Raw genomic sequence first — 17853 nt, forward strand, 5'->3', positions numbered from 1 at the left:
TTTTCCTGTCGTTTTCGGGGTATCAACGCGCTTGATTGCAGCGCCCCAACACGATACATTCTGCATCCGTCTGAAATGAACCAAGGAGCCTGTTTTGCTCGCCATTATCCAAGCTGCCGGCTGGCCCATCTGGCCGCTGCTGATCGCGTCCGTCATCGGACTGGCCCTGATCATCGAGCGCTTATTGTACCTGCGACGCAATCGCATCCTCCCGCCCAACCTGCTCAACGAAGTCATCCGTGTTTACCAGAACGGCAAGGTCGGGTCCGACGTCGTCACCAATCTGGAACAGAATTCCCCGCTCGGCCGCGTGCTGGCGGCCGGCCTGCGCAATGTCAACGCGCCGCGCGAAGTTATGAAGGAATCGATCGAGGAGGCAGGTCGCGGCACGGCCCATGATCTCGAGCGCTTCCTGACCACGCTAGGCACCATCGCGACGCTGGCGCCGCTGATGGGCCTGTTCGGCACGGTGGTCGGCATGATCGAGATTTTCGGTTCGCAGAACGCGGCCGGCACCAATCCCGCACAGCTTGCGCACGGGATTTCCGTAGCCCTGTACAACACCGGCTTCGGCCTTGCGATCGCCATGCCCACGCTGGTGTTCTACCGCCATTTCCGCGCCCTGGTCGACAGCTTCATCGTCGACATGGAACAGCAGGCGGTGAAATTCGTCGACAGCGTGCACAGCAACCGGAAATAAGGCGGCACCATGAATTTTCGCAAGGGCAAGGGCAGGGAAGATCCGGACATCAACCTGATTCCCTTCATCGACGTTCTCCTAGTGATCCTCATCTTCCTGATGGTCACCACCACCTACAGCAAATTCACCGCGCTGCAGATCACGCTGCCGACGGCGGACGCCGAAAAGGCGCTGGAACAGCCGCAGGAAATCAACGTCGGCATCGATGCGCAGGGCCGTTATGCCATCGACAACCGGCAGATTTCGGTGCGTGATGCCGGTGGCCTAGCCGAAGAACTCAAGGCAGCGGCCGGCACGGGAAGCCAGGCCAAGCAGGATCCGGTCATCATCATCAACGCCGACGCCACCGCCGCGCACCAGCTCGTGATCAATGTGCTGGAAGCCGCGCGCCTGGCCGGTTTCGCCAAGGTCACGTTCGCCGCGCAGTCCAGCGGCAAGAAATGAGGCATGCCGAAGCGGTATTGCTGAAGGCATGGCAGCGCCGTGGGCCGCTTGCCTGCGCGCTGCTGCCGGTGGCGCTGCTGTTTCGCTTGCTGGCCGGACTGCGCCGCCTGCTGTTCCGCACCGGCATTCTGAAAAGCAGTCGTCTGCCGGTGCCGGTGATCATCGTCGGCAACATTTTCATCGGCGGCACCGGCAAGACGCCGCTGACCATCTGGCTGGTGCAGGAACTCAGGCGCGCCGGCTTTACTCCCGGCGTCATTTCTCGCGGCTACGGCAGCAGCCTGGAGCGCCCGACGGCCGTGACGCCCGGTTCGATGCCGGCCGAAGTCGGCGACGAACCGGTGCTGATTGCCGCGAGAACACAATGTCCGCTCATGGTCGGGCGCAACCGGGTGGAAGCGGCGAAGGCGCTGCTGGCAGGCAATCCCGAGATCGATGTCATCGTTTCCGACGACGGCCTGCAGCATTACGCGCTTCAGCGGGATGTCGAAATCGTGCTGTGCGACGAACGCGGCGAAGGCAACGGCTGGATGCTTCCGGCGGGGCCGCTGCGCGAACCGGCTTCCCGGCGGCGCGACTTCACGGTCGTCAATGCGCCGGCGCTTCCCGCGACGGCAATTCAGCCCGCATATCACATGCTGCTCGCCGGCGACCTCGCGGAGCGCTTGTCTGACCGCATGCAGACCATACCGCTATCCTCATTGTGCGCAATGCCCGCATCCCGGATCTGGGCCGCGGCGGGCATTGGCAACCCGGCAAGATTTTTTTCCATGCTTGAGAAAGCCGGCGTGCAGGCCAGCACGCTTGCCTTGCCGGACCATTACGACTTCGCCGACAATCCTTTCGCTGGCATCGAGGCCGATATCATCCTGATCACGGAGAAGGATGCAGTAAAATGTGCGCGAATCGATATGTTGAAAAATGACCCGCGCCTGTGGGTCGTACCCGTGACGGCACGCATTGACCGCGTGCTGGCCGAACGAATTGTGGAGAAATGTCGTGGACGCCCGACTGCTTGATATCCTGGTTTGCCCGCTGTGCAAGGGGCCTCTCGAATACGACAAGACCGCGCAGGAACTGATTTGCAGACCGGACAAGCTTGCTTATCCGATCCGTGACGGCATCCCCATCATGTGGGCCGACGAAGCGCGCGACCTCAACGCACCGGCACCGTCCTCCGCTGCCTAGGCGCAACCGCCTTCCGTCTCCTCGCATCGCCGACGGCAGCCAATCCGCAATCCGGAATTCGTATTGCACAATCCGCAGCCGCCGCAGATTCTTCCCGTCACTGGAATCGCACCATGCCGTTTACCGTCATCATTCCCGCGCGCCTGGCATCGACGCGCCTGCCGAACAAGCCGCTTGCCGATCTTGGCGGCAAGCCCATGGTCGTGCGCGTTGCCGAGCGGGCCGCCCTGTCCGGCGCAGAGCAGGTGGCCGTTGCAACCGACCACCCCGACATCGTGGCAGCCTGCCGGGAGCACGGCATCGACGTTCACATGACCCGCGCCGACCATCCTTCCGGGACGGACCGCATCGCCGAAGTTGCCGCCGCTCTGGCCTTGCCGGAAGAGGCGGTCATCGTCAACGTGCAGGGTGACGAGCCGCTGATCGACCCCGGCCTGGTGGCGGCGACCGCCGCGCTGATCGGAGCCGACACGCCGATGGCGACTGCCGCGCATGCGATTCATTCGGCGGCCGATGCCTTCAACCCGAATATCGTGAAGGTCGTGCTCGACCGCGCCGGCCGGGCGCTCTATTTTTCCCGCGCGACGATACCCTGGCACCGCGACGGCTTTGCAAAATCGACGGATCTGCTGCCGAACGGTTACCAGCCGCTGCGGCATATCGGCCTCTATGCCTATCGCAATAGCTTTCTTCAAGCCTATCCGCGCCTTGAAGTTTCGCCGCTCGAACAGATCGAAGCGCTCGAACAGCTGCGGGTGCTCTGGCATGGCTTCCCGATCGCGGTCCATGTGACCGGCAGGGCTCCTGCGGCGGGCGTGGATACGCCGGAAGACCTGGTCCGGGTCAGAACTCACTTTGGTCAAGAAAAATAGAAGAATTCCCAATGGAGCTGCCGGTCAGGCAAGATTCTGTGGTAAGTTTCATGAAAAGTTGGCGTGATACAAACATGCCCATTCGGGAAAACTGCCCCGTATTGCAAAAAATTTAAAACCAGTCTAGGAAAATGTCATGCGCCTCATCCTTCTAGGAGCGCCTGGTGCCGGTAAGGGCACGCAAGCGAATTTCATCAAGGAAAAATTCAACATCCCGCAAATCTCGACCGGCGACATGCTGCGTGCTGCCGTGAAGGCAGGCACACCGCTGGGAATCGAAGCCAAGAAGGTCATGGATGCGGGCGGCCTGGTCTCCGACGACATCATCATCGGTCTGGTCAAGGATCGCCTGAAGCAGCCGGATTGCGCCAACGGCTACCTGTTCGACGGCTTCCCCCGCACCATTCCGCAGGCGGATGCGATGAAGGAAGCCGGCGTTGCCATCGACTACGTGCTGGAGATCGATGTGCCGGATTCGGCGATCATCGACCGCATGAGCGGCCGCCGCGTGCATCAGTCTTCCGGCCGTACCTATCACGTGACGTTCAACCCGCCCAAGGTGGAAGGCAAGGACGACGTCACCGGCGAAGAACTGATCCAGCGCGATGACGACAAGGAAGAGACGGTGCGCAAGCGTCTTGCTGTGTACCATGAACAGACTGAAGTGCTAGTTGACTACTACAACAAGTGGGCGTCTTCCGGCCAACCGGGTGCGCCGAAGTATCGGAAGATAGAAGGCGTCGGACCGGTAGAAACCATCCGGGACAAGGCTTTCGCAGCCTTGGCTGAATAAGAAAAAGCGGACCGCGTGTCCGCTTTTTTGCTTTTAGGGGCTGAACCTAATTCAAGCCGCAGGACCAAATTGAGGAAGTGCATGTCGATGTCCGCGCCAGGAAGCAGACGATAGTCAGACAATGGTCAATATGCGGACTTCGACGCAAAGGAAAAATATCCAGCGACACCGGAACAAAATCTGAGCGGCAAACGTATCCAGTTTGCCGATGCAATGAGCTTCAACCAGTTGTGTAAAAAGTTTTGCAGTGCGTTGGGCGTGTCATCGATCCGTTCAGGAATTGGTGACACGCCCTAGTGGCCGAAGGACACAGGCAGCAGGTATCCCCAATTACCGATGCGGCAGCATGCGTATCGTTACGTCCTCCGGAACATCGTCGTTGTTTTAACTTTGTCGACAACAACATGGAGGAGTCGTTATGGCAACAGGTTTATGGTTTGCCGTAGCATGCGGCGTGCTCGCCGTCGTCTACGGTCTGGTGTCGCGTAGCTGGATACTCAAGCAGAATGCCGGCAATGCCCGAATGCAGGAAATCTCGCTTGCCGTGCAACAGGGTGCCGCAGCTTACCTTGGCCGGCAGTACCGCACCATCGCCGTTGTCGGCGTCATCCTCTTCATCCTGATTGCCATCCTTCCCGGACTGGGCCTGAAGACAGCCCTTGGTTTCCTGGTCGGCGCCTTATTGTCCGGCGCCTGCGGTTTCATCGGCATGAACGTTTCCGTGCGCGCCAATGTGCGAACCGCCCAGGCTGCTTCCACTGGAATGAATGAAGCGCTCGATGTCGCCTTCCGCGGCGGGGCCATCACCGGCATGCTGGTCGCCGGACTTGGCTTGCTCGGCGTTGCGCTCTTCTATTGGTTCCTGACGAGCGCCGGGGGCGAGGCGGCCAATGCGCATGACGTGATCAAGCCATTGATCGGCCTTGCATTCGGCGCGTCGCTGATTTCCATCTTCGCGCGCCTGGGCGGCGGCATCTTCACCAAGGGCGCCGATGTCGGGGCAGACCTGGTTGGCAAGGTCGAAGCCGGCATTCCTGAAGATGACCCGCGCAATCCCGCCGTCATTGCCGACAACGTCGGCGACAATGTCGGCGACTGCGCCGGCATGGCTGCCGACCTGTTCGAAACCTATGTGGTAACGCTGATCGCCACCATGCTGCTGGGCGCGCTGATGATCAAGGGTGCGGAGAGCCAGGCGGTGCTGTATCCGATGCTGCTTGCGGCGGTATCCATTCCTGCATCCATCGTGGGCTGCATGATGGTCAAGGCCAAGCCCGGCAAGAAAATCATGTCGGCGCTCTACACCGGCCTGTGGTGGGCGGCAGGCCTGTCGCTGATCGGCTTCGCCCTGGTGACATGGTGGCTGATGCCCGAGCCGATGCGCATGCCGATGATGGGCGCCGCGGTGGTCGGTATCGTCCTCACCGCGCTGATGGTGTACATCACCGAGTACTACACCGGCACCGATTACAAGCCGGTGCGTCATATCGCCGAAGCCTCCACCACCGGACATGGCACCAACATCATCGCCGGCCTGGGCGTGTCGATGAAGGCCACCGCCTATCCGGTGCTTGCGGTGTGCGCGGCCATCCTCATCACCTACTGGCTGGCTGGCCTGTACGGCGTTGCGGTGGCGGCGACTTCCATGCTGTCGATGGCCGGCATCATCGTCGCCCTGGATGCCTACGGTCCGATCACGGACAACGCCGGCGGTATCGCGGAAATGGCCGACATGCCGGAATCGGTGCGCGCGATCACCGATCCGCTCGATGCGGTCGGCAATACCACCAAGGCGGTCACCAAGGGCTATGCGATCGGCTCGGCCGGACTGGCGGCGCTGGTCCTGTTCGCCGACTACACCCATGCGCTCGATTCCGTCGGCAAGAGCACGTCCTTCGACCTGTCCAATCCGATGGTGATCGTCGGCCTCTTCATCGGCGGCCTCATCCCTTATCTGTTCGGCGCCATGGCGATGGAGGCGGTAGGGCGCGCCGCCGGCGCGGTGGTGGTCGAAGTGCGGCGCCAGTTCCGCGACATCAAGGGCATCATGGACGGCAGCGGTAAGCCCGAATACGACAAGGCAGTCGACATGCTGACCGCCTCGGCGATCAAGGAAATGATCCTGCCGTCCCTGCTGCCGGTGGTGGTGCCGATCCTGGTCGGCCTGCTGCTCGGCCCGGCCGCGCTCGGCGGCTTGTTGATGGGGACGATCATCACTGGCCTGTTCGTCGCGATCTCGATGACCACCGGCGGCGGCGCCTGGGACAACGCCAAGAAATACATCGAGGACGGACATCACGGCGGCAAGGGTTCCGACTCGCACAAGGCGGCGGTCACCGGCGATACCGTTGGCGACCCCTACAAGGACACCGCGGGTCCGGCGGTCAATCCGCTGATCAAGATCATCAATATCGTGGCCTTGTTGCTGGTCCCGCTGCTGCCGGCAGTCGGGCCGCAGACGGCGGCCAGGGAATTTTCCTTCCCCGACCCGGTGTCCATGAAGGCGTCGTCGCCCGCAGGTTCCCCTGTGGCTGCTCCTGCCCCCGTGCCGACGCCTGAACGCCCTGCGGGACAGAAACCCTGAGCGGTGTTTCCATGCAAAAGGCGGCTGCGGCCGCCTTTTGCTTTTCTGGCGAAAAATTGGCTACAATGCCTTCGGCTTACGTTTACGTAAACGTCATGAAATATCGTTGGGCGTCATTGAAATTTCCAATTTGAAAAAGGGACGAAGATGCAGATTCAGAACAGTGTGTTCATCATCACGGGCGGGGCTTCCGGACTGGGCGCGGCCACGGCGCGGATGATCGTGGCCAATGGCGGCAAGGTGGTGCTGGCGGATGTCCAGGTAGAACCCGGCGAGAAGCTTGCAGCGGAACTGAACGGACTCTTTCTGAAGTGCGACGTGACATCCGAGGCCGACGGCAAGGCGGTGGTCGACGCGGCAACCGGTCTGGGCACCCTGCGCGGACTGATCAACTGCGCGGGCGTGGCACCGGCGGTCAAGACGGTCGGCAAGGACGGCCCGCATCCGCTGGAAGTGTTTCAGCGCGTGGTCAACATCAATCTCATCGGCACATTCAACATGGCGCGTCTCGCGGCCGATGCAATGTCCAAGACCGAAGGCAACGAGCAGGGCGAGCGCGGCGTGATCATCAATACGGCATCGGTCGCTGCCTATGACGGCCAGATCGGCCAAGCCGCCTACGGCGCATCCAAGGCCGGCGTGGTCGGACTGACGCTGCCGATGGCGCGTGATCTCTCCCGCAACGGCATCCGCGTCATGACCATCGCTCCCGGCATCTTCGAGACCCCGATGTTGCTGGGCATGCCGCAGGAAGTGCAGGATGCGCTGGGCCGCATGGTCCCGTTCCCGCCTCGCCTGGGCAAGCCGGACGAATATGCGCATCTGGCCAAGACCATCATCGAGAACACGATGCTCAACGGCGAGGTCATCCGTCTCGACGGCGCCATCCGCATGCAGCCCAAGTAAGGGACGGCCCGGGCCGTCGGCAGGCTAGGTTGTACTGTGCGCCGCCTGCCGGGAGCTTGCAGTGAATAAAACAAGACTGTCCTTGCTCGCAGCTGCAGCCGTAGCCTTGCTCTGCGGCTGCGCCGGCATTGCGCCGGTGGAGCCGCAGTTGCAGCCGCAGCTTCAATCGCAGCCTCTGCCGCCAGGCATGCAGGCGCCCGAGCGGGCGACCGGCTTTGCCGAAAAACCCGGCTGGACAGCAAGAAAATTCATGGTGGCGGCGGCCAATCCGCTGGCTGCCGACGCCGGTTACCAGATGCTGCGCTCGGGCGGTTCCGCCGTCGATGCGGCAATCGCGGTGCAGATGGTCTTGACCCTGGTTGAGCCGCAGTCGTCAGGCATCGGCGGCGGGGCCTTCCTGATGCATTTCGACGGCAAGACCGTAAAAGCTTTCGACGGCCGCGAAACCGCTCCGATGGCCGCCACCGAGATGCTGTTTCAGGGTGCGAACGGCAAGGCGTTGAGTTTTCATGATGGCGTGGTTGGAGGCCGCTCGGTCGGTGCGCCCGGCGTATTGCGCATGCTCGAACTGGCGCACAAGGAATACGGCCGGCTGCCATGGGCCGCGCTGTTTGCTCCCGCCATCAGGCTGGCGCAGGACGGCTTCGCGGTCAGCCCGCGCCTGCACGCAATGCTCCAGACGGAGCGGCATCTGAAGACCGACCCGGCCGCCGCGTCCTACTTTTACGACCGCGACGGCAATCCGTGGCCAGTCGGTCATGTGCTGAAAAATCCTGAACTGGCCAATGTGCTGCGCGAAGTCGCGGACAAGGGGGGCGATGCCTTCTACAAAGGCCAGATCGCCCAGGACATCGAGAACAAGGTAAAGAGCCACCCCCGCAATCCGGGCCTGCTCACCGCAGCCGATATCGGTGCGTATCAGGCAAAAGTACGTGAACCGGTCTGTTCCGATTACAGAGCGTGGACGGTCTGCGGCATGCCGCCGCCGTCTTCCGGCGGCATCGCGATTGCGCAATTGCTGGGCATTCTGGAAAACCGGAACATGCGTGCACTGGGGCCGAAGAATGGCCTGATGAATGCGGAAGCCGTCCACCTGTTCTCCGAAGCCGGCCGGCTGGCCTATGCCGACCGCAGCCGCTATGTCGCGGATACCGATTTCATTCCTCTGCCGGGAAACAGCACGAAAGCCCTGCTCGACAAGACTTATCTCGCCGGCCGCGCCGCGCTGATCGGCGACAGATCGATGGGCGTTGCCGAATCGGGCGTGCCGCCGGCGACGGCATTGGCGCTGGGCGTCGATACTTCGCCCGAATTCCCTTCGACATCGCATATTTCCGTCGTCGATGCCAGCGGCAATGCCGTTTCCATGACGACGTCCATCGAAGATGCCTTCGGTTCCCGCCAGATGGTGCGCGGCTTCCTGCTCAACAACCAGCTGACCGATTTCTCCTTCGATGCCGCCGATGCAAACGGTCCGATCGCCAACCGGGTACAGCCCGGCAAGCGGCCGCGCAGTTCCATGGCACCGACGCTGGTGTTCGAACGAGGCAGCAACAATCTGGTCATGTCGACCGGCTCGCCCGGCGGTTCCGCCATCATCAACTACGTGGGGAAGGTGCTGATCGGAACGCTGGATTGGGGGCTCGACGTGCAGCAGGCAATCAGCCTGCCCAATTTCGGAAGCCGCAACGGCCCGACCGAACTGGAACTGGACCGCACCGATACCGCCTTGGCCGACCGGCTCAAGGCCAAGGGGCATCAGGTAAGGATGATCGAGCAGACTTCCGGCCTGCAGGGAATCATGCGCATGCGTATTGGCGGCGAGGAAGTTTGGTTCGGCGGCGCCGATCCGCGCCGGGAAGGTATCGTCAAGGGTGACTGATGCGCGTAAGCGGTCTGCAGTGCGCAAAGCCGTTGTTTCCCGGCGGCCTGATGCAGGCCTTTTCCCCAAAGCCGGATTCGCCTGTTAATCTCTCTGCATGAATGCGAGAAAGAAAACCGGACTCGTGCTGACCGGCGGCGGCGCGCGGGCTGCCTACCAGGTCGGCGTGCTCGACGGCGTGGCAGCCATCCTGCGCGACGAAGGGTGCAATCCGGAACGCAATCCCTACGACATCATCTGCGGCACATCGGCTGGCGCCATCAATGCCACGGCGCTAGCCTGTCATGCCGACAATTTCGGAGAAGGCTTGCACCAGGTCCTTCACGTCTGGGAGCATTTCACGGCCGAGCAAGTCTACCGCACCGATTCCATCGGCGTCCTCCGCTCCGGCGCCAAATGGCTGTCGCTGCTTTCATTCGGCTGGCTGCTGCGCCAGTGGCGGTCCAATCCGCCCAACTCGCTGCTGGACAATACGCCGCTCGTCACATTGCTGAACCGGATGCTCGATTTTCCCCGGCTCGACTCGGCCCTCATGAGCGGCAAGCTCCACGCCCTTGCAGTGACGGCATCGTCGTACTCGGCCGGCAGGCATGTCACCTTTTTCCAGAGCGACGCCGATATCACACCTTGGGTCCGGTCCCAGCGGCTGGCGCTGCGCAGCCAGATAGGCGTGGAGCACTTGCTGGCATCCTCCGCGATACCCTTGCTGTTTCCGGCCGTACCGCTGTACTGCGAAGGGCGCAGGGAGTATTTCGGCGACGGTTCGATGCGCCAGCTGGCCCCCATTTCTCCTGCCATCCATCTCGGTGCCGACAGGGTGCTGGTCGTCGGAGCGGGGCGTTTGAACGATCAGGCGCATGGCACCGCACCGACGGCACAATATCCGAGCCTTGCGCAGATCGCAGGCCATGCGCTGTCCAGCATTTTTCTCGACAGCCTTGCAGTCGACATCGAGCGCATGAACCGCATCAATCTGACTCTGTCCATGTTGACCAGCGAGCAGCTGGCACGCACGCCATTGCGCCCCATCCACATGCTCGTGATTGCCCCATCGGAGCGCTTGGATGACATCGCCGGCCGGCATGTGAAAAGCCTGCCGCGTCCCATCCGGATGCTGTTGGGCGGAATCGGCGCTACCGAAGCCGGCGGCTCGGCGCTGGCGTCTTATCTGCTGTTCGAAGCAGGCTATACGAATGAACTGATTGCACTTGGGCGGCGCGATGCTTTTGCGCGCCGTGAGGACATCCTGGCATTCTTTGCCGAAGCCGGACCGGTTGCAGCTCCCGCCGTGAGTGCGGCAGGAGTTGCATGAAAGGCGGGTAGAAGGGTGGTATGGGTGCCATGGCCACCCGGCGTGGCAAGTGCCCCCTTGAAGGGGCGTGAGGGAAGGGGGGAGGCCCGCTTTTCAGGATTGGGGATCAGTAGCGATAGCCGTGATGATGGTGTTTCCAATGATGCTTGTGCATCTTTTTCCCGGGGCGTCCTTCAACATAATACGGCGCGCCATAGGTGACGACAGCGGCTGGCTGAACGTAGACCGGCTGCGGGCGCACGTAAACCGGTTGAGGCTGGTAATAGACTGCTGGCGGCGGGCTGTAGACGCCGACTGAAGGATAACCCGAGTTGACGGTGACCGACCAGTTTACATTGGGATTGCCGGCCATCGAGAGCGGAGCGGCTGCAATGAGCAGGACTCCGGCAAGGGTCCGCAACGCGGAAATGCGGTTTGTTGTCATGGCTTTCTCCTTAAAGTGCATTGCTGCTCATTTAACAATGACAGCCAGGCATCGCACCAGCATATCTTGTTCAAATGCAAGTAAGACCTGCAACAAAGTGTTAACGGGACGCCATGGGTCGTGTTTTGCAAGCTTGCGCGTTGCACCGCGTCCAATTTTCCGGGACAGGGTTGATTCGCATTTCGCAAGCAGTTACCCTACGGTATTCAGTAATTTGTCGATTTTTTAACGGTAATTGCACGATATGGGTCATGGCGCCATGAGGCTGAATTTTGCGAGCAAGTGGATCTTTTTCCTTGCCACGCTGCTCCTTTCCTTCAGCCTGTTCGCAAAAGGTCCGGCGCCGCTCGGCGAGGTCGGACTCTCGGAACTGCCCAGGGAGGCGCGGCACACCCTGATTCTCATCAAGCAGGGCGGGCCTTTCCCCTATGCCAAGGATGGACGGGTATTTGGCAACTACGAGGGGATTTTGCCCAAACAAAAGCGCGGGTATTATCACGAATACACGGTAAAGACGCCGGGAGCCCGCAATCGCGGCGCACGACGCATTGTTTCCGGCGGGGATCCGACATCCTCTGGCGAATACTATTACACCGATGACCACTATGCGACCTTCCGACGCATCAGACAGTAACCACATGCGAATCGACTCTCCGGACAGCGAGTCTCTCAACCTCATTGTCCCCGTTGAGGAAGATATGGACATGTTCAAGACCGTTCCTCCCAATGTGGTGCAGTCCATTCGAGCGTTCCGAGTGACCGAATTGCAGGAAGAGGCGGCTCGCCTGGGGCAGCATTTCCTCTACGCGTATTGTGCGGATGCATCGACCAAGCAGCAGGTTCTGTCCTGCATCGCCACCGCATTCCACTTTCCCAGGCATTTCGGCAAGAATTTCGATGCCCTGAGCGATTGTCTGACCGATCTTGCCTACAAGGCTGGTCCGCAGCCCGGTTTTCTGGTCGTGATCGAGCAGTTGCCGAACACGCCCAAATTCGACAGGGAGGCGAGGGAAACGCTGCTGGATGTATTCCGCGATGCGGCGGACTTCTGGGCGGAAAAGAAAGTCGCTTTCCGGGTCTTTTACTCTTTCCAGTAAGGTTCGGTCCTTGAGGATTGCTATCCTTCTTGTCTTCTGAGCTTCCCTGTTGAACTATGAACAAGGCCGGCCCCGATGCCGGCCTTTTTGTTTCCGGTATGTCGGTCGGTTAAGGCGGGTACGGTAAAATGCGCGCCATGAAAAATATCGTCATCCTGATTTCCGGCCGCGGCAGCAACATGCAGGCGATCGTCCGTGCCGCACGGAATGAACAGTGGCCGTGCCGGATCGCGGCCGTCATCAGCAATCGCGCCGATGCCGAAGGCCTGCAGTTCGCGGCGCAGCACGGCATTCCGGCCGAAGTCGTGGTCAGCAAGGATTTCGCGACGCGCGACGCGTTCGACGCGGCCTTGCAGGCAGTGATCGACCGGTTCGCGCCCGACCTGGTCGTGCTCGCAGGGTTCATGCGCATCCTGACCCCCAAGTTCGTGGAACATTACGCCGGGCGCATGCTCAATATCCATCCTTCGCTGCTGCCGAGCTTCCCTGGCCTCGCAACCCATCGCCAGGCCTTGGCGGCCGGCGTGAAGGTGCATGGCGCGACCGTGCATTTCGTGACGGCCGAGCTCGACCACGGTCCCATCGTGGCGCAGGCCGCAGTGCCGGTCCTCCCGGGCGATACCGAGGATGCGCTTGCCGAACGCATCCTTGTCGAAGAACACAAGATTTATCCGCAATCCGTACGATGGTTTGTCGAAGGCCGGCTGTCCATCGATAACGGTCTGGTAAGCATTGCCGACGAGCCCCAGCTCGCTTGAACTGAAAGAATTTCCATGAGATTGCATCCTGCCGTTATCGGCGCCGCTGAAGACGTGCTGCGTGAAGTCATGCGCTTTACCGGCCCTGCCGATGTCATTTTGTCCCGCTACTTCCGCGAGCATCCCAAGCTTGGATCGCGCGAACGGAACGCCGTTGCGGAGGGCGTTTATGCGGTCTTGCGCAACAAGCTGGCCTATGCAAGCTTTTCCGAGTCCGGCCATGGACCGGCCATGCGCCGCCTTGTCTTGCTGGGCCTGGGCGAAACGGTGGGCGCCGATGCGCTCGCGGGCCTGTCGGAAGAGGAAGGGGCATGGCTGAACCGGATTGCTCAGATCGACCGCAGTAGCCTGCCGGTCAACCTGCGCGCCAATTTCCCGCAGTGGCTGCTCGACAAGCTGATTGCCCGCGACGGCGAAGCGGCCGCGCTCGCGCTTGCCGATGCGCTCAATCGTCCGGCGCCGCTGGATCTGCGCGTGAATGCATTGAACTGGAAACGTGAAGACATCATCGCAGAATTGGCCAAGGCGCCGATCCTCTGCGAGCCGACGCCGTATTCCCCGCTGGGCATCCGCGTGCCGAAAAAGCCGGCGCTGCAGAATCTGCCCTTGTTCAAGGAAGGTGCCATTGAGGTGCAGGATGAAGGAAGCCAGCTGCTTGCGCTGATCCTCGGCGCCAAGCGCGGCGAAATGGTGGTTGATTTCTGCGCCGGCGCAGGCGGCAAGACGCTTGCCTTGGGCGCCGCCATGCGCAATACCGGGCGCCTCTATGCGTTCGACGTGTCCGAGAAGAGGCTGGCCAAGCTCAAGCCGCGGCTGGCGCGCAGTGGCTTGTCCAATGTGCATCCGGTCGTCATCGCGCATGAAAACGATGCGAAGGTCAAGCGCCTCGTGGCCAAGATCGACCGGGTACTTGTCGATGCGCCATGCAGCGGCCTCGGCACGCTGCGCCGCAATCCCGACATGAAATGGAGGCAGACTCCCGAGACGGTTGCCGAACTCACCGTGAAGCAGGCGTCCATCCTTGCCAGCGCCGCGCGCCTGGTCAAGCCGGGCGGCAGGCTCGTCTATGCAACCTGCAGCCTGCTGGACGAGGAAAACGAGGCGATTGCGCAGCAGTTCCTGGCATCCAACGAAGGCTTTTCGCTGGTACCGATGCGCGACGTTCTCGCAGAACAGAAGATTGCCCTGGACATGCAGGATTACCTGAAGCTCGTACCGCAAGTTCACCAGACGGACGGTTTCTTCGCCGCGGTATTCGTCAGGAACAAATGAAGTTCGGCGCACTTGCCGTATCGGCGCTGGCGCTGGTTTTTTCGACAGCGGCCGGTGCAAAGAGTCCTGCAGCGGATGCTCCTGTCCCCGTCACCGTCGCCGCCGAAGGCACGCTGCAACCGCTGTTTGCGCCGTGGGACGATATCGAGAAAGCCATCGTCGATACGCTCGGTACGGCACGGCGGCAAATCCTTGTTCAGGCTTATCTGCTGACCAACAAGAAGATTTCGGCGGCGCTGATCGCAGCCCACCGCCGCGGCGTCGATGTGCGGGTCCTGGTCGACGGCGACCAGCTGGACAGGGTTGAATCATCAACCGCGCCGCGGCTTGCATCGGCCGGCATACCGGTCTGGATCGAGACCAAATACCAGAATGCGCATAACAAGGTCATCGTGATCGATGCCGGGACTTCCCGAGCCATCGTCATGACCGGCAGCTTCAATTTCACCTGGACGGCGCAGCACAAGAATGCGGAAAATCTGCTGATAGCAAGAGACAATCCCAAGCTGGCCGCACGCTACGCGCAAAACTGGGAACGACACCGCAACGACGCAAGCCCTTACAAGAAATGAGACAAAACCTGCTTTCCAGCCTGTTGTCCGACTTATGGACGGATCTGCACGATCCGAACCTGCTCTGGCAGATCGTTGCCGTGATCGGCAGTCTGGGCATAGGCTGGCTGCTTGCAAGATTGGTTCGGCAGCGTCTCGCTGCGCGCGACGTTCAGCGCCGTGTCATGCGGCTTGGTGTCGAAAGTTTCGGACCTGTCCTGTGGCCGCTCCTGGCCCTGGGCCTTTTGCTTCTCTCCAAGTTTCTGCTTGAACGATGGATGCATGTGAATCTGCTGCGGGTGGCGCTGCCGCTGGTGGGTTCGTTTGCATTGATTCGCCTGGTCTTCTACGTGCTGCGCCGTGTCTTTGCGCGCGGCGGCGAGACCGGCGCCATCGTGCTGCTTGCCGAGAAGGTCTTCGCCACCGTGGTGGGGGTGGGCGTGACCCTGTATGTCACCGGACTGTGGCCCGACCTTGTCGCTTATTTGGAAATCACCACCATTCCCGTCGGGCGGCACAAGGCCTCGCTGCTGGTCGTTTTCCAGGCGGCGGCGTCGGTGGCCATCACCCTGATGTTTGCCATGTGGGCCGGCGCCGCTCTGGAAGAGCGCCTGATGCGCATGGACAGCGTGCATTCCTCCCTGCGGGTGGTGACCGCGCGCATGGGGAAGGCGGTGCTGATTCTGCTCGCCGTCCTGATCAGCCTTTCCCTGGTCGGCATCGATCTGACCGTGCTGTCCGTCTTTGGCGGCGCGCTTGGCGTCGGTCTGGGTCTGGGATTGCAGAAGATCGTCAGCAGCTACGTATCAGGATTCGTCATCCTGATCGAGCGCAGCCTTGCGATCGGCGACGTGGTCAATGTCGACAAGTATTTCGGCCAGGTTACTCAGATCAATACCCGCTATACGATCGTGCGGGGCTTCGACGGCGTGGAAACGGTGGTGCCGAACGATATGCTGCTGTCGACGCCGGTCCAGAATTATTCGCTGACCGACCGTTCGCTGCGCTTGGCCACACGTGTCAGGATCAGCTATCAGACCGACGTGGAGCAGGTTCTTGGCCTTCTGGAAAGTGTGGCAGGGCAGGTTCCGCGCATTCTCAAGACGCCAGCGCCGCAAGCCTTGCTGGCGCGCTTCGATCCGGAAGGATTCGAGCTCGAAGTCGGGTTCTGGATCGCGGATCCGGAGAACGGGCGGGGCAATGTGCTGTCTGATCTGAACCGGGCCATCTGGAAGGCGTTGCAAAAACACCAAATTCATATTCCCTATCCGCAACATGAAATCCGAATCCTTGATCTACCACCTGGAATTGACAACAGGATTTCAGCGAAAATGCCGGTCACCGAAGCGCCATAACAGCGTACAATCTGCCCCAGATTGCAGATAGGCTCTTGTTTTTGCAAGAAAAACAAAGGCGTCTACCGGAATCCGTCATCAACCAGGAGTATTTATCATAGAAACCACCATGCTTGACGCAGTGCTTCATTTCTTGTCAAACGGACTCGCTTCTGCAAGCGGCTGGGAGATCGTTGCGTGTACGCTGATCCTGACGCATATCACCATCGCAGCCGTCACAATCTATCTGCATCGCTGCCAGGCGCATCGGGCACTGGAACTGCATGCAATTCCCAGCCACTTCTTCCGTTTCTGGCTATGGCTGACTACGGGCATGGTAACCAAGGAATGGGCCGCGATTCACCGCAAGCATCATGCAAAATGCGAAACCGAAGAGGATCCGCACAGCCCGGTCACGCGCGGCATCAAGAAGGTGCTGCTCGAAGGCGCCGAACTCTATCGCGCCGAGTCGAAGAACCAGGAAACCATGGAGAAGTACGGACATGGCACGCCTGACGACTGGATCGAGCGCAATCTGTACAGCAAATACTCCTGGCAGGGCGTGGCCCTGATGCTCATCATCGACGTACTCCTGTTCGGTGTGATCGGCCTGAGCGTATGGGCAGTGCAGATGCTGTGGATCCCGATCACGGCGGCCGGCATCATCAACGGCATCGGCCATTACTGGGGCTACCGCAATTACGAGTGCGCCGACGCGGCCACCAACATTTTCCCGCTCGGCATCATCATCGGCGGCGAGGAACTCCACAACAACCATCACACGTTCGGCACGTCGGCCAAGCTTTCGTCCAAGTGGTATGAGTTCGATATCGGCTGGATGTATATCCGCATTCTTGAAACCTTCGGCCTGGCGAAGGTGAAGAAGGTGGCGCCGGAACCCAAGTTCAACCCCGAAAAACGGGTGGCCGACTTCGATACGCTGCAGTCCGTGATTTCGAACCGCTACGACGTTATGGCCAAGTATGCCAAGTCGCTCAAGCGCGCATGGCGTGATGAAATGCAGCACCTGACCGGCAAGGCAGAGCTGGAGTCGAAGTTCCTGAAATCGTCCAAGAAGCTGCTGCAGCGCGAACCGGCGAAACTGGAAGCGCCCCAGAAGCAGCAGCTGAGCGAATTGTTTGCCCATAGCAAGGCACTGCAGACCATGCATGAAATGCGGGTGGAACTTGCCGCGATCTGGGAACGGTCGAATTCCAGCCGCGAGCAGCTGCTGCATCAACTGCAGGATTGGTGCGCAAGGGCGGAAGCCTCCGGCATCCGTGCACTGCAAGAGTTTTCGCTTCGCCTGCGCAGTTACGTGTAATTCAGAACCTGGCTTCAGGTTTCGGTAACGCCTGAATCAAATAGAAACAAAAGCGCAGCCCGACAAAGGCTGCGCTTTTTTTATTGGCTCCTGCCTGGCTGCCTGTCGGTCGTTGCACCAGGAGTTGCAACAGGGCGGCGGCAGAATTGAAGAGGAAGGTTTTGGCATGAAGCGGCGTCGGTTGCCTCAGCCTCTAGAGCGCATTCGGCCTGACTGGACTAGGCGAGGCCGAGGTGATTTGCCAGCGGAACAAGGCGTGGTGACGCGACATGGCGGGCCATGGCAAGGAGGACTCGGCGTCCCCACACAACGCAGTGCCGCTGGCAAATCAGCCGGGATCGACAGGCCAGTCAGGCCGAATGCGCTCTAATTCGGCCTGCTTGAACGGTCGATTCCAAGCGGCTGCGTCAGC

At 60.8% G+C, this 17853-nt stretch carries 19 protein-coding genes; 17 read left to right on the top strand and 2 right to left on the bottom strand.

Going from position 1 to position 17853, the window contains the following annotated elements:
- Positions 1-94 precede the first annotated feature (94 nt).
- From IGW03_RS14250 to IGW03_RS14295, 10 genes are all read left to right on the top strand, one after another.
- A complete protein-coding gene (locus tag IGW03_RS14250; protein ID WP_194723234.1) occupies positions 95-700 on the top strand; it encodes a MotA/TolQ/ExbB proton channel family protein in 606 nt (201 codons plus the stop codon).
- Between the two features lie 9 nt (positions 701-709).
- Positions 710-1144: an ExbD/TolR family protein gene (locus tag IGW03_RS14255; protein ID WP_194723235.1), complete on the top strand. Its 435-nt coding sequence runs from the start codon at positions 710-712 to the stop codon at positions 1142-1144.
- Positions 1141-2163, top strand: a complete 1023-nt coding sequence (gene lpxK, locus IGW03_RS14260) for a tetraacyldisaccharide 4'-kinase (RefSeq protein ID WP_194723236.1) — start codon at positions 1141-1143, stop codon at positions 2161-2163. Before IGW03_RS14255 ends, lpxK begins: the two co-directional genes overlap by 4 nt.
- On the top strand, positions 2144-2332 hold the full coding sequence (locus IGW03_RS14265) for a Trm112 family protein (RefSeq protein ID WP_194723237.1): 189 nt from the start codon (positions 2144-2146) through the stop codon (positions 2330-2332). Before lpxK ends, IGW03_RS14265 begins: the two co-directional genes overlap by 20 nt.
- 113 nt (positions 2333-2445) lie before the next feature.
- The gene (gene kdsB, locus IGW03_RS14270; RefSeq protein ID WP_194723238.1) at positions 2446-3204 is read left to right on the top strand and encodes a 3-deoxy-manno-octulosonate cytidylyltransferase; all 759 of its coding nucleotides are present in this window, start codon (positions 2446-2448) and stop codon (positions 3202-3204) included.
- Positions 3205-3340: 136 nt separating this feature from the next.
- Positions 3341-3997 carry an adenylate kinase gene (adk, locus tag IGW03_RS14275; RefSeq protein ID WP_194723239.1) on the top strand — a complete coding sequence of 219 codons (657 nt, stop codon included), beginning with the start codon at positions 3341-3343 and terminating at the stop codon, positions 3995-3997.
- A 418-nt stretch (positions 3998-4415) separates the two neighbouring features.
- A complete protein-coding gene (locus IGW03_RS14280; protein WP_194723240.1) occupies positions 4416-6581 on the top strand; it encodes a sodium-translocating pyrophosphatase in 2166 nt (721 codons plus the stop codon).
- 147 nt (positions 6582-6728) lie between these two features.
- Positions 6729-7487 (top strand): 3-hydroxyacyl-CoA dehydrogenase, encoded by a 759-nt coding sequence (locus tag IGW03_RS14285; protein ID WP_194723241.1) that lies wholly within the window; start codon positions 6729-6731, stop codon positions 7485-7487.
- Between the two features lie 61 nt (positions 7488-7548).
- Positions 7549-9369, top strand: coding sequence for a gamma-glutamyltransferase (ggt, locus tag IGW03_RS14290; RefSeq protein ID WP_438943645.1), 1821 nt, complete (start codon positions 7549-7551; stop codon positions 9367-9369).
- A gap of 97 nt (positions 9370-9466) precedes the next feature.
- Positions 9467-10681: a patatin-like phospholipase family protein gene (locus IGW03_RS14295; protein ID WP_194723242.1), complete on the top strand. Its 1215-nt coding sequence runs from the start codon at positions 9467-9469 to the stop codon at positions 10679-10681.
- Between the two features lie 106 nt (positions 10682-10787).
- Here IGW03_RS14295 and IGW03_RS14300 read toward each other — a convergent pair whose 3' ends face one another.
- Positions 10788-11105 carry a hypothetical protein gene (locus IGW03_RS14300; RefSeq protein WP_228535521.1) on the bottom strand — a complete coding sequence of 106 codons (318 nt, stop codon included), beginning with the start codon at positions 11103-11105 and terminating at the stop codon, positions 10788-10790.
- A gap of 244 nt (positions 11106-11349) precedes the next feature.
- Between IGW03_RS14300 and IGW03_RS14305 the strand changes: the two genes are divergently transcribed.
- The 5 genes from IGW03_RS14305 (at position 11350) to IGW03_RS14325 (ending at position 14804) form a co-directional block, all read left to right on the top strand.
- Positions 11350-11739, top strand: a complete 390-nt coding sequence (locus tag IGW03_RS14305; RefSeq protein WP_228535523.1) for a guanyl-specific ribonuclease — start codon at positions 11350-11352, stop codon at positions 11737-11739.
- 4 nt (positions 11740-11743) lie between these two features.
- Positions 11744-12202, top strand: coding sequence for a barstar family protein (locus IGW03_RS14310; RefSeq protein WP_438943646.1), 459 nt, complete (start codon positions 11744-11746; stop codon positions 12200-12202).
- Between the two features lie 137 nt (positions 12203-12339).
- A complete protein-coding gene (purN, locus tag IGW03_RS14315) occupies positions 12340-12960 on the top strand; it encodes a phosphoribosylglycinamide formyltransferase (protein ID WP_194723243.1) in 621 nt (206 codons plus the stop codon).
- Positions 12961-12975: 15 nt separating this feature from the next.
- Positions 12976-14232 carry an RsmB/NOP family class I SAM-dependent RNA methyltransferase gene (locus IGW03_RS14320; protein ID WP_194723244.1) on the top strand — a complete coding sequence of 419 codons (1257 nt, stop codon included), beginning with the start codon at positions 12976-12978 and terminating at the stop codon, positions 14230-14232.
- Positions 14229-14804 (top strand): phospholipase D family nuclease, encoded by a 576-nt coding sequence (locus IGW03_RS14325; RefSeq protein ID WP_194723245.1) that lies wholly within the window; start codon positions 14229-14231, stop codon positions 14802-14804. The genes IGW03_RS14320 and IGW03_RS14325 overlap by 4 nt, the downstream gene beginning before the upstream one ends.
- Before the next feature lie 32 nt (positions 14805-14836).
- Here IGW03_RS14325 and IGW03_RS38055 read toward each other — a convergent pair whose 3' ends face one another.
- Positions 14837-15067 carry a hypothetical protein gene (locus IGW03_RS38055; RefSeq protein WP_228535525.1) on the bottom strand — a complete coding sequence of 77 codons (231 nt, stop codon included), beginning with the start codon at positions 15065-15067 and terminating at the stop codon, positions 14837-14839.
- On the opposite strand from IGW03_RS38055, the gene IGW03_RS14330 reads away from it, so the two are divergent.
- Positions 15062-16138 (top strand): mechanosensitive ion channel family protein, encoded by a 1077-nt coding sequence (locus tag IGW03_RS14330; RefSeq protein WP_228535527.1) that lies wholly within the window; start codon positions 15062-15064, stop codon positions 16136-16138. The two genes, IGW03_RS38055 and IGW03_RS14330, sit on opposite strands and share 6 nt — an antisense overlap.
- A gap of 109 nt (positions 16139-16247) precedes the next feature.
- A complete protein-coding gene (locus IGW03_RS14335) occupies positions 16248-17441 on the top strand; it encodes a DesA family fatty acid desaturase (protein WP_194723247.1) in 1194 nt (397 codons plus the stop codon).
- Positions 17442-17853: the final 412 nt, after the last annotated feature.

The organism is Noviherbaspirillum malthae (assembly GCF_015352985.1).
In the GTDB taxonomy this organism is placed as follows: domain Bacteria; phylum Pseudomonadota; class Gammaproteobacteria; order Burkholderiales; family Burkholderiaceae_D; genus Noviherbaspirillum; species Noviherbaspirillum malthae.